At 69.2% G+C, this 11,868-nt stretch carries 11 protein-coding genes; 7 read left to right on the top strand and 4 right to left on the bottom strand.

Annotation, left to right across the window (positions count from 1 at the left end; all coding sequences use genetic code 11):
- The first annotated feature begins 101 nt into the window (after positions 1 to 101).
- From HEB94_RS13745 to HEB94_RS13735, 3 genes are all read left to right on the top strand, one after another.
- Positions 102 to 623, top strand: a complete 522-nt coding sequence (locus HEB94_RS13745; RefSeq protein WP_192750245.1) for an SRPBCC family protein — start codon at positions 102 to 104, stop codon at positions 621 to 623.
- Positions 624 to 913: 290 nt separating this feature from the next.
- Positions 914 to 1,399, top strand: coding sequence for a GAF domain-containing protein (locus HEB94_RS13740; RefSeq protein WP_202896335.1), 486 nt, complete (start codon positions 914 to 916; stop codon positions 1,397 to 1,399).
- Between the two features lie 220 nt (positions 1,400 to 1,619).
- Positions 1,620 to 1,796, top strand: a complete 177-nt coding sequence (locus tag HEB94_RS13735; RefSeq protein WP_202896334.1) for a LapA family protein — start codon at positions 1,620 to 1,622, stop codon at positions 1,794 to 1,796.
- Positions 1,797 to 1,808: 12 nt separating this feature from the next.
- Here HEB94_RS13735 and HEB94_RS13730 read toward each other — a convergent pair whose 3' ends face one another.
- The gene (locus HEB94_RS13730; RefSeq protein WP_337917661.1) at positions 1,809 to 2,597 is read right to left on the bottom strand and encodes a class I SAM-dependent methyltransferase; all 789 of its coding nucleotides are present in this window, start codon (positions 2,595 to 2,597) and stop codon (positions 1,809 to 1,811) included.
- A gap of 135 nt (positions 2,598 to 2,732) precedes the next feature.
- Between HEB94_RS13730 and HEB94_RS13725 the strand changes: the two genes are divergently transcribed.
- The 3 genes from HEB94_RS13725 to HEB94_RS13715 all read left to right on the top strand — a co-directional run bounded on the left by HEB94_RS13725 (position 2,733) and on the right by HEB94_RS13715 (position 6,720).
- Entirely contained in the window at positions 2,733 to 3,002 is a 270-nt protein-coding gene (locus HEB94_RS13725; protein ID WP_192750243.1) for a DUF6343 family protein, read from the top strand.
- Positions 3,003 to 3,134: 132 nt separating this feature from the next.
- The gene (locus HEB94_RS13720) at positions 3,135 to 6,032 is read left to right on the top strand and encodes a GAF domain-containing protein (protein ID WP_192750242.1); all 2,898 of its coding nucleotides are present in this window, start codon (positions 3,135 to 3,137) and stop codon (positions 6,030 to 6,032) included.
- Between the two features lie 73 nt (positions 6,033 to 6,105).
- Positions 6,106 to 6,720: a gamma carbonic anhydrase family protein gene (locus HEB94_RS13715; RefSeq protein WP_192750241.1), complete on the top strand. Its 615-nt coding sequence runs from the start codon at positions 6,106 to 6,108 to the stop codon at positions 6,718 to 6,720.
- A gap of 110 nt (positions 6,721 to 6,830) precedes the next feature.
- Here HEB94_RS13715 and HEB94_RS13710 read toward each other — a convergent pair whose 3' ends face one another.
- On the bottom strand, positions 6,831 to 8,504 hold the full coding sequence (locus tag HEB94_RS13710; protein WP_192750240.1) for an alkaline phosphatase D family protein: 1,674 nt from the start codon (positions 8,502 to 8,504) through the stop codon (positions 6,831 to 6,833).
- 360 nt (positions 8,505 to 8,864) lie between these two features.
- Here HEB94_RS13710 and HEB94_RS13705 point away from each other — a divergent pair, with 360 nt between their 5' ends.
- The gene (locus tag HEB94_RS13705) at positions 8,865 to 9,257 is read left to right on the top strand and encodes a DUF2237 family protein (RefSeq protein ID WP_192750239.1); all 393 of its coding nucleotides are present in this window, start codon (positions 8,865 to 8,867) and stop codon (positions 9,255 to 9,257) included.
- 12 nt (positions 9,258 to 9,269) lie between these two features.
- Here HEB94_RS13705 and HEB94_RS13700 read toward each other — a convergent pair whose 3' ends face one another.
- Positions 9,270 to 9,632: a VOC family protein gene (locus tag HEB94_RS13700; RefSeq protein ID WP_202896333.1), complete on the bottom strand. Its 363-nt coding sequence runs from the start codon at positions 9,630 to 9,632 to the stop codon at positions 9,270 to 9,272.
- A gap of 39 nt (positions 9,633 to 9,671) precedes the next feature.
- Positions 9,672 to 11,807 (bottom strand): ABC transporter substrate-binding protein, encoded by a 2,136-nt coding sequence (locus tag HEB94_RS13695; RefSeq protein ID WP_192750238.1) that lies wholly within the window; start codon positions 11,805 to 11,807, stop codon positions 9,672 to 9,674.
- Between the last annotated feature and the right edge of the window lie 61 nt (positions 11,808 to 11,868).

Here is an 11,868-nt window from a genome sequence, read left to right as displayed (position 1 = left end):
CGCCGTTCGTCATGGTCGTGACGAACAGGAGACGCCACCACGGTGAGCGAACCTCCTGACACCAGAGGCCACAAGGGCCAGGACAGGAAGGCGAAGGCGACATGGGTGAGTCCGACGTCACCGGGGCACGGGTCGACCTGGAGCTTCTGCTCGACGTACCGGTCGAGCGGATGTGGGAGATGGTCACGCAGGTGTCCCGGATCGGCGAGTGGAGCCCGGAGTGCGTCCACGCGGCGCCTCTCGGGGACGGCCCGGTGACGACGCCCGGTGCGAGGTTCGAGGGTCGGAACCGGTTCGGGAACGGCTTCGTCGGCGAGGTGACGTGTGTGGTCACCGTGGCGGAGCGTCCGCGCACGTTCGAGTGGGTGGTCCTCGACCGGAGCGGCGACCCCGACCGGCCCGGCTCGCGCTGGCGCTACGACCTGGAGCCGGGCGAGACGGCGGCGCGGACGCTCGTACGCCACAGCTTCGTCCACGGTCCGGGCGACAGCGGCATGCGCCGGGCGACGCATGAGGACCCCGACCAGGCGGCCACGCTCGTCGCCGATCGGCTGGCGCAGCTGCGCGCACACATGACCCAGACACTGCGCGGGATGGAACGCTCGGACCGGGAGATGTCATGAAGTAACCCGTGCTGGGCTGTGCTGACGACGACACCGAGCTCGGCCCAGAGGAGGAGCGGAGGAGGGCGCGGCGATCGAGGTCGCGTCAAAGCACCCTGTCGCGAATATGGGGCGATCGACGTCCGGCCGTTCTGGCCGGCGTCGATCGACTCCGGAAAGTTTTCCGCGCGAGTCGTCGTTTTGTTCGGCTACTGGTGTTCCCGCGAGGTTTGACGTGTGTGGAAGCTGACACGGCACTGGCTAGGGTTGAGTGTCAGCCGGTCAAGCGGGGAGGTTGACCTTGCCGGATCTTGTGGACCTGCTCGGGCACGTCGGGGGCCAGTTGGAAAAGGCTCCTGGAAGATGTCCAGCAGATAGTACGAGTCACCACGCGCCGTCTCCTCGATGCCCAGGGAGCGACGTTCGTTCTCCTGGAGGACGACGACTGTTACTACGCGGACGAGGACTCGATCAGCCCCCTGTGGAAGGGGCAACGTTTTCCCGCGTCCTCCTGCATCGGCGGATGGGCGATGGAACACCGTCAGACGGTCGTCATTCCCGACATTCGCACCGACCCGCGGATCCCGCAGGAGGCCTACCGCCCGACGTTCGTGCGCAGCATGATCGTCTCGCCGATGCTTGGTCCCGAACCCCTCGGCGCCCTGGGCGCCTACTGGGACCGCGTTCGGCAGCCGTCGGACGTCGAGGTTCGCACGCTGGAGACGCTCGCCGGAATGGCTGCCGACGCGCTCGCGCGATTCCCCGAGGGTCTGCCGGACCCTGGCTTCCACCTGTGAGGGCGCGGCTCTGATTGCCCACGTTGCGAGGGCAGCGTCGGTCTCCGCGGCATTCACCCGGTTCACCCGTCGCCGCGTTCGTCCGTTGCGGTCGACCGACCCGAGGCGCATGCTCGGAGTAAGCCACATCGGCGTACGGGGGGACGACATGGCTCGGGTCACTCACGAGCGCGAACCGCAGGCGCGCTCGTTCTTCCATCATCCGCTGGTGCGTCGGGCCGTGGGCTTCCTGATCATCACCGTCATCGCTCTGATCTTCATTTTTCAGAACACGACGGAAACGTCGATCCAGCTTCTCGTGCCGGTGGTGACGATGCCGTTGTGGGGTGCCCTGCTGATCGCCTGGATCCTCGGGTTGCTCGCCAGCCTCCTCACGATCCGGCGGCGCGAGCGCTGACCAGGCCGTCAATCAGTCCTTGACGCCGCGGATCGAGAAGGCGGTCGGCAGCCGGTGTCGCGCCGCGTTCTCGTCCGAGTCGGCGGCGCCGCCGGACCAGGTGGTCGACGCGAACTCGTGCAGGAACTCGATCCTGATCCCCGCGTCGACCAGCGCGGTGACCACCTCACCCAGGGAGTGTGCCCACTCCCGCGACTCCTGGTTCTTCATGCCGGGCTCGGAGACGGCGTAGGAACCATCCTTCACCACGACCACTGGGGAATCCTTGTGGAAGTAGTCGCCCTCGACGACGAGGCCTCCGCCGTCACCTGCCGGAGCGAGCGCGAGCGCGAGTGGGTGGAAGTCGAGGATGTAGAAGGTGCCGCCAGGTCGCACCAGCCTCGCGCAGGTCCGGGCCCACCCCGCGACGTCCTCGATCCACATCAGGATGCCCTTGGACAAGAAGACGATGTCGTAACCGCCGTCGAGGTGGTCGGCCGCCGTCATGACGTCGGCGCACACGAACTCGGCGGGCGTGCCGGTCCGCTCCGCGAGGTCCTGCGCGATCCTGACCGCCTCGGCCGAGAAGTCCAGGCCGGTGACCTGGGCGCCGCGCCATGCCCAGGAGAGCGTGTCCAGGCCGATGTGGCACATCAGGTGCAGCAGGCGCTTGCCCGCCACCTCCCCCACCTCCTCGATCTCCAACCGCTCGAGGGAGTCGCACCTGCGCAGGAAGGAGTCGACGTCGTAGTGGCGGGACGTGGCGTGCAGCGGTGCCAACTCGTCCCACATCTTCTGGTTGACGGTCGTATGGGTGTCCACGCCGACAGCATGCCAGTCCACCGCGACGTGACTCCAATCCTTTGCTGCCAGGGCTTGTGTGCCCTTGCTGTCGTACGTGACTCGCCGAGGATGGAAGGAGAGGCACGTCGTGGCTTCTGAGGGGAGGGATCGCGGATGAGTGCTCCCACGAACCGGCGTAGCGGCACCGAACCCACGACCGCACGCAGCGCCTACGGGCTTCGCCGGGTGCTGGCCCTGGTCGCCCTCGTGGGTGGCGTGATCGGTGCGGTGGCCTTCGCGCTCGCCGCGCGCAGCCCGGGCGGAACGGCGGGCGGCGAGTGGGTCGCGAGCGCCATCTGCGTCGTGGTGGCGTTGACCGCCGTCGTCGACCTGGCGTTCCTGCACACCCGCCAGGACCGACCCAACCGTCCCAACCGGCCCTGACCCGGACGCACCGCGCGTTTCCTCTGGTCCGATCCGGAAGAGGCGTACGGTTCGCTCCCATCGCCACCAGCGTGACCCTTGGGGCACTTTCGGACTTTCCACCACCGGCGGGACACGTTTTATGCTTGAACGATGCCTGTGGGGAAAGCCGGCACGCCCCCCGGTCAGACTGCGAGTCGGTTGCTGACGCAAGGACGCCTTGACGCGGCCATCGACCAGCAGCGGCTTCCGGTGTTGAGAGGACTCGTCGCCGCCGCCTGCCAGCTGACCGGGGGCGGGATCGGTGTGGCCCTGTTGGGGAACGCCGACCGCAAGGTGGTCGAGGCGGCAAGCTTCGGGCCTCCTGGTCGGCCCCTGGAGACACCGGGCGACCTGCCCGGGCTGGACGCGTTCCTCGCGGCCCTGCTGGTGTCGCCGCAGCCACTTCTGCTCAACGAGGTGCGCGCGCATCAGGCCCGGCACTGCATCCCGTCGGGTCACCCGCGCGTGGCGAGCCTCGTCGGCGCTCCCGTGCGGACCCAGGCCGGCCTGACCGGCTACCTGTACGTGGCGCACGAGCGGGAGGGTGCGGACTTCTCCGCCGACGACGTGCGGACGCTGGCCTGCCTCGCGTCTGCCGCCGGCCTGGCCGTCGACGTCTACCACCTCGTCACGGATCTGCCGACGCGACTCCGGTGGCTCGACGCGATCGCGGAGATGGTTCACCTGTTGCGCGGGGACGTTGGGCGTGAGGAGGGGCTCGAGGCCGTTGCCGGCCTGTTGCTCGCGGCCACCGGCGCCGACAGCACCGCGATCACCCATGTCAGGAAGGTCGACGACGGACCGCCGGGGGCCTTCGTCGAAGCGGCCGCGGGGCTCGGATCGGAACTGATGAACGGCGCGTACCTCCCCAGTGGCCACTTCCTGGCCACGATCATGGGGTCCGCCCACCCGGTCGAGTACGACGTCGCCCAGATCCGATCCCCCATCATGCCCGCCGAATGGCGTCAGACGCTCTCGGTCCTCGGCCCTGGTCTCGCCGTCCCGCTTGGCACCACGGCCGAACCGCTGGGCGCGATCTTTCTCGCCTGGCGGCCGGATTCGCCGCACGCCTCCGAACTCCCGCGGGTGTCCACACTGACCATCCCCTTCGCGCGGACGGCCACGCTCCTCCTTCAGCGGCACGAGGCCCAGCTGTTCCGGACCCGGCAGCAACGCTGGGCGGACACGAGCGCGGAGGTCACCCGGCTGCTGCTCACCGACGTCGAGCCCCACCAGGTGATGGCCCGGGCGGCACGGCGGATCAGGGAGATCTCCTGGGCGGCGTACGCGGCGGTCGTTCTGGCGAACGACTTCGGGCCACCCGGCACGGTGACCTTCGACGTCGTCGACGGTCTCGGCCTGGAGAACACGTCCGGGACGCAGACGCGCTGCCCAAGCCCGCTCGACGAGGTGATCGGGTCGGGTGTCCCGCTCATCTCCACCGACATGGTGCACGACGACCGCTTCGACCTTCCGCCGGAGTTGCGCGAGGCGTTCTCCGTGCTGGGCCTCACCATGCTGATGCCCCTGCGGTCCGCGCCCGGAGGGGACCGGGGCGCGCTGATCGTCGCGTGGCGACGCGGATCCTCAGCGGAGCGAGCCGCCAGGGACGACGCGCCCCTCCTGGAGAGCTTCGCCGATCAGTTCGCTCTGGCGTTGCAGCGGGCCCGCGCCAACGAGGAACGTGACCGACGACAGCGGTGGCTCGAGGCCTGCAGCGAGCTGACTCGACGGCTGGCCAGTGACCGGGACCAGGAGGCGACCATCCGGCGGGTGATGCGGTTGCTGCGGAGGGTCTCCGGCGCGGACTTCGGCGCCATCATCAAGGCCGACCCCACCGCGTCCGAAGCCATGTCCCTCGTGATCGTCGACGGGTACGGAGTGCGTCGGCACTACTCGCACCACCTCATCTCGAACTCACAGAACGTCCGTGCCGCCATCAGGTCGGGGCGGGCGGTCGTGAGCGAGGACTTCGTGCACGACCCCGCCCACGACCCGCCGCCGGAGATGGCGGACAACCTGGCGACGATCGGGCTCACCATGATCATCCCGATGGCGGCGGGCGAGGTGTCGGGGGCGTTGTTCGCCGGTTGGCGGCGCGGCTCGCCCCACGAACGGTTCGCCCGGCACGAGCTCGCCCTGCTGGAGACGTTCGCCGACAACGCCGCCCTCGCGATGCAACGCACTCAGGTCCTCGACGAGCGGGACCGCGGTGACCGCTGGCTGGTGGCGACCTCGGAGATGGCGCGGCTGCTGATCGGCCAGGTCGACCGCGACGAGGCGATGGCGCTGGTGATCCGACAGCTTCGGCTGATCTCCGGTGCCGATGTCGGCGGCATCCTGCTGGTCGACCCGACCGACTCCTCGAGCCTGCGGGTCGCGGGATTCGAGGGAATCGACATCCCGCCCGTGGCGCCTGATGCGCGCATCCCTCGCGGGGGGCTGGCGGCACGCGCGATCGCCACCGGTCAGGGAATCGTCAGCGAGGACTACGCACACCACGGGGGTCACGATCCGCCCGCGGAGTGGCGAGATGCCGTCGACGCGCTGGGCCTGGGCATGATGATGCCGCTCGTCGCCGCCGACGAGGACGAGGTGCTGGGCGTGTTGTTCGCCGGTTGGCGGCGGGACTCACCCAGCGAACGGCTCGCCCGTCATGAGGTGCAGGAGATACGGACCTTCGCCGACCTGGCCTCCCTCGCCCTCCAACGCGTCCGCACCCAGGACGACCGGGTACACCTGCGCATGCTGCAGGATCACGAGCAGATCGCGCACGAACTCCACGACGCCGTCCTGCAACGACTGTTCGCGGTCGGCCTCCGCCTGCACGGTGCGGCGTCAGCGAGTGCGGAGCGGTCGGTCAGCGATCGCGTCGAACAGGCGATCCAGGACCTCGACCAGACGACCGCGCAGGTCCGGCAGACGATCAAGCGGCTCGCGGGGGACGACACGACGGACCCGACTGACACGACGGACGCGACGGACTCCACGGACTCAGCCGGCGGCTGATGGCAGGACCGCGACCGCGGTCGGTTGGGCCAGTCGAGTGGCAAAGGGGGGCCGCGCGTGCCATCGTGGCGCCGTGCTGATCGAACACCGGGGTGGCCGTCCGGTCGTCGACCCGAGCGCCTACGTCGCGCCGACCGCGGTGTTGTGCGGTGACGTACGCGTCGGGCCGGACGCGCGGGTGCTGTTCGGCGCCGTCCTCTCCGCCGAGGACGGCCACGTCAGTGTCGGGGCGCGCTCGGTCGTCATGGAGAACTCCGTGATCCGCGGCCGTCGGCAGCACCCCGCCGTTGTCGGCGACGACGTTCTCGTCGGGCCGCACGTCCATCTCAACGGCGCGCGCGTGGAGTCGGGATCCTTCCTCGCCACCGGCGCCGCGGTCTTTCCCGGCGCCGTGATCGGCGCGGGCAGCGAGGTCCGGGTTCACGGCGTCGTGCACGTCAACACGGTCCTGCCGCAGGGGTCGATGGTGCCGATCGGCTGGATCGCGGTCGGTGACCCGGCGTCGATCCTGCCGCCGGACCAGCACGACCAGATCTGGGCGATCCAGGAGGGCCTCGACTTCCCCGGAACCGTCTACGGCACGAGCCGGGACACCAGTGCGCGCGAACGCATGGCCCGCCAGTCCGCGTGGTTCGCCGCCCACCGCGACGACGTCACCGTCGAGCCGCCCCAGCGCTTCCAGATCTGACCCGCCGGCGCCCGGACGAGTGCGTGCGCGAGCCCAGCACCCAACCGGAGAACGCCGTACCTCGGTCGTCCCTGGGTACGGCGTTCACTCAGCTCCACGACCAGCGGCGATCAGGGACGCTCGGTCTCCCAGGCGACCGTGTCGGCGATGATCTGTGCCGGGTCGGCGGGCGCCTTGCGCAGTGTCGCCGGCGGCCGGTCGAAGGTCTGGTGCAGGCCCGGCTCACGGTCCTCGATGATGAACGTCGCGCGCGTGAAGGCCGCCGCGCCGGCCTCCTTGACCTGCGGCAGGCAGCGGAAGTCCGCCTGCATGTGGGTCGGCGTGATCTTCGTCGAGACGTAGCCACGCAGGTTCTTGTAGAAGCGCAGGTGCGGGTTGATCTGCAGGAACGGGTGGTCGGCGGGGTTGGAGTCCGCGCCGTCACCACCGGTGGTGATCGAGCTGCAGATGAGCTCCGAGCCCACCGTCCGCGACGTCGGGTCGTCGTAGTCGAGCTTCAGTTCACTGGCCCAGTGGGCGTGCACGTCGCCGGTGAGCACGACGGGGTTGCGGACCTTGGCGTCAACCCATCCTTGCGTGATCCGCTGGCGGGACGCGACGTAGCCGTCCCACGCGTCCTGGCTGGTGATCTTGGCCGGGCCGGGGTTGTTGTCCCGCTGGGCGAAGAACACCTGCTGGCCGAGGATGTCCCAGCGCGCCTTCGACCTGTGGAACCCGTCGATCAGCCACTCCTCCTGCTCGGCGCCGGTGATCGAACGCGCCGGGTCGATCGCCGCCGGGCAGTCGTCGTAGCCGTCGCCGCAGCCCTGGTCGTCGCGGTACTGGCGGGTGTCGAGCATGTGGAAGTTCGCGAGCTTGCCCCACCGGATCCGGCGGTAGAGCTGCATGTCGATGCCGCGCGGGATGGACGTACGACGCAACGGCATGTTCTCGTAGTACGCCTGGAAGGCCGCGGCCCGCCGGGCCAGGAAGTTCGGCTGGCTGTTCTCCGGGATCTCATCGGCCCAGTTGTTGTCGAGCTCGTGGTCGTCCCAGACGACCAGCCACGGCGCGATGGCGTGGGCGGCCTGCAGGTCGGGGTCGTTCTTGTACTGCGCGTGCCGCTGCCGGTAGTTGGCGAGGGTCTCCGTCTCCGGGCCTTCGTGGTCGCGGACGTTGCCGCCCGGTGCGACGTAGCCGCCCGCGCGGTACTCGTACTGGTAGTCCCCGAGGTGCAGCACGAGCTCGGGCTGGTCCTCGGCGAGTCGGCGGTAGGCCGTGAAGAAGCCGTGTTCGAACTGCGAGCACGACACGAAGCTCATGGCGAGCGAGGGCACCAGGGCGTTCGCGTCCGGAGCGGTGAGCGTGCGGCCGACCATGGACGTGAACTTCCCGGTCCGGAAGCGGTAGAAGTACTCCCGCCCCGAGTCCAGCCCCTTCACCTCGACGTGCACGCTGTGAGCGGCCTGGGGGTAGGCCGTCACGGTGTCGGCCTGCACGATCCTGCGGAAGCGCTCGTCGGTCGCGACCTGCCACTCCACCTCGATCGGCTTGTAGGCCATGCCGCCCAGGCCGTCCTCGGCGAGCGGGTTGCGGGCGAGCCGGGTCCAGAGCACGAAGCCGTCGGGGCTCGGGTCACCGGAGGCCACGCCCAGGGTGAACGGGTCCTTCACCGCGGCGGGCTTGGGTGCGGCGTAGGCCGACTGGGGCAGAGCGACGAGCGAACCGGCGGCGATTCCGCCGAGCCCGCCGAGCAAGAGCGTTCGACGTCCAAGCCCGTCGGCCGTGGGGTTCTGCTGGGGCACTGAGCACCTCCGCGAGGTCGGTTCGGAACGCACAGCATTGAGGGAGCAGCTCCCAGCTACGTGACTGTTCCGTGATCCGTTGGTGACCGTGAGGTGTCCGATCGGCGCCGGCGCCTCGGGCACCCATGCCGAATGCTCGTGTTCATCCCGTTTTCACCCGACTCCGGAGCGTGCCCGAACGTTGACCGATCCCGGTCATGGCCCGGTGCTGGCCCGGCGCTGACCCGGTGCTGACCGAGTGCTGGCCCGGCGCTGACCGAGTGCTGTCCCGTGATGCCCTGGTCATGAGGAACGGCTCAACTGGCCTGTCGCGCGGGGACGGTCCGTGCCCGATCGGCGTGGACGTGGAAGGCTGGAGACGTGACAGGCGACCGGAACGTGCTCGGCGGTGAGCTCGAACCGTGCAGCACCGACCCCCTGACCGGGTTCTACCGCGACGGCTACTGCCGGACCGGCTCCCAGGACCTCGGCAGCCATACGGTCTGTGCGGTGATGACCGCCGAGTTTCTCGCTCACCAGCGGCGGGTGGGCAACGACCTCAGTACGCCGCGCCCGGCGTTCGCCTTCCCCGGCCTGCATCCCGGCGACCGGTGGTGTGTCGTCGCGGCACGCTGGCTCCAGGCCTTCGAGGCTGGTGTGGCTCCGCCGGTGGTACTCGCCGCGACGCACGAGAGTGCGAGCGACATCATCCCGCTGGGGACGTTGCGGAAGTACGCCGTCGACGTGCCGGCCGATCCCAGCTCGCTGATCTGAACGCCGACGCGCTCAGAGTCGCTCGGCGAGCATGAACCGGTGCCCCTCGGGTGAGCGGAGCGCCATCTCCCGCATGCCCCACGGCTGGTCCGTGGGCGCGCGCAGGATGTCGGCGCCGGCGGCGACGGCGCGGGCGTGGAACTCCTCGACACTGTCCACCCGGAGGTAGGCGACGTAGCTGTGGTCGCCCAGCTCGGCGGCGGGCAGGGCGTCCGGGCAACGGCCCAGCATGATGGTCACGTCACCGGCACGGCAGAACATCCAGTTGCCCGGGTCGGGCTCGGTGATCTCAGCGCCCAGGACGCGGGCGAACCACTCCGCCGAACCGGCCAGGTCGTGAACGGCCAGCACGGGATCAGACGCCACGATGCGCATCGCCGCAGTCTGACACGCGACCGTCCGCGCCGTACACCCTCAGGCGTGCTCCTTCGGGTTGTTCCAGAAGAACGCCTCCGGGTCGTAGGCCGCCGGCGTCGGATGCTGCCACGGACAGATCAGCCCGTTGAGCCGGAGGTTGTCCCGGGACGGGACGTTCCGCAGCTCCTGGTGCGCGAGCTCGACCACCGGGAAGTTGCCGACCACACCCATGTAGAAAGGGCCTTCGGCGATGTGGATCTTGATGATCTCCCAGACGAGCTGGTAGCGCTTCAGCGCGTTCGTCTCCACCCGCGCCCGGTCGTACAGCGACCACATCCGCGCGACCGGGTCGTCCTCCGGCGGCTTCATGCTCGGTGGATTCCGCTCGTAGGGGTCGACGTCGCGCACCGCCGCTTCCTGCGGGGTGTTGCGGATCATGTGGTAGTTCGCGTACAGCGGCGCCCAGAACGCCGCGCTCAGCGAGTTGCCGACCGGCACCATCAGTTCCGGGCTCACCAGCACCTCGTGCACGGGCATCGCGGGGTTGAGCCAGGCAGTGTAGGTCATCAGCTCGCCGGCCTGCCACTTGATGGCCCACTGGGCCGGGGGCACCGGATTGCGGAGTACGTCGAGCCCGATCGCCCGCCAGTACTTCTGCAGCAGGTTGGCCATCCGGTCGCCGTCTGGTTCGGTCTCCGCGGACTGGTCGAGGCGCAGCCGGAACCTGCCGCCGTCGGGAAGCTCCCGGAAGCCGTCACCGTCCCGGTCCACGACGCCGATCTCGTCCAGCAGCGCCATGGCCTTCTTCGTGTCGAAGGCGACGAAGCTGTCCCGCCAGCCCTCGAACGCGGCGCGACCCGTGTCGTCGGCCAGACAGTCCGACGCCTTGAAGCTGTAGGTCCCGGTCGTCTTGTAGCCGGTGTTGAAGAACACCGTCTTCTGCACCTCGTCACGGTCGACCGCGTGGGAGAGGGCCTGCCGGAACTTCGGCTGGTTCAGCAGCTTCCGGATGTTCGGGTCACGGTAGTTGAGGTTGAAGAAGAACAGCGAGCCACAGCCGGAGCCGCTGTCCCAGAGCAACACGTCGAGCTTGCTGCGTTCGGTCGCCTGCTTGAGTCCGGACACGTCGGCGAGGGAGATGCCCATGAACGTGCCGTGGGCGTAGTCGACCTCACCGTTCTGGACCTTGAGCTTCGCCACCTCCGGATCCTGCACGGCAAGGACCGTGAGGGTGTCGAGGTAGGGAAGCTGGTCGCCCTGCGGGCTCACACACCAGTAGTACGGGTTGCGCTCCCAGACCATGCTGCGACCCTCGTGATAGGTCGCGAGCCGCCATCCGGTCATCGTCGGGCACTCGGTGTTGGTGCCGTAGTTCCGTTTCGCCTCGAAGGCGTCGGCCCACTTCTCGCCGAGTCCCTGGGTGTAGGCGGGATGGAACCTGCGCAGGTAGTGCTTCGGCGCGATCCAGGTCGGGCCGTTCCCGGCCTTGACCCAGTTGGCGAGGTAGGCCGCGGTGAGGGGCGCGGCCGTGTCGAACTCGATCACCAGGGTCAGCTCGTCGGGCGCGCTGACCTTGGCCAGCGTCCCCCGCGCCGAACGCAGTTCGGCGGGCGCGACGTCGGGATGGCGCTCGTCGAGCACCATGTCCTTCCACCAGAACATGACGTCGTCCGTCGTACAGGGCTGCCCGTCGGACCAGCGCAGACCCTTGCGGAAACGCAGGGTCCACACCGTGTGGTCCTCGTTGGTCTCCCAGCTCTCGGCGAGCCCTGGTCCGACGTCGATCGCGTCGTTGAGCCAGCGCAGCGGGGAGTGGCCGTACATCCACTCCTTCATCGCGCCGCTGGCGGTGTCGTCGATGATCAGGCGCAGGTTTCCGCCGTACTTCCCGCGTCGCGCCCAGTTGTGCGGGACCACGTAGGGATGCTCCGGGAGGCGCTGCTCCACCGGAGCAAGCGAGCCTTCCGCCACCTGTTTCGCGAGGCCGGGCGCCTCGGTGAAACGCTTCGGCACCGGAAGGGCCTTCGTCTGCGAGCCCTTGCCCGTGACAGGCTTCGACGGTTGCGCCGCCGGCGGCGCCGACGACTCACCCGCCGAGCACGCCGTCAGCATGACGGCACCGGCCGCGGTCGCCGATCCGTAGAGGAAGCTCCGACGACTCAGCGGGCGAGAGACTGCCTGTTGACCTGTCATAGATCCCCAATCAGAGATCGAACAGACTACGGTCGGACCAGCCCGCCGCCACTCGCGTCGT

This window comes from Actinopolymorpha pittospori, assembly GCF_014873875.1.
GTDB lineage: Bacteria > Actinomycetota > Actinomycetes > Propionibacteriales > Actinopolymorphaceae > Actinopolymorpha > Actinopolymorpha pittospori.
The sequence above is the reverse complement of the archived record's forward strand: the minus strand, read 5'-3'. Positions and strand labels throughout refer to the sequence as shown.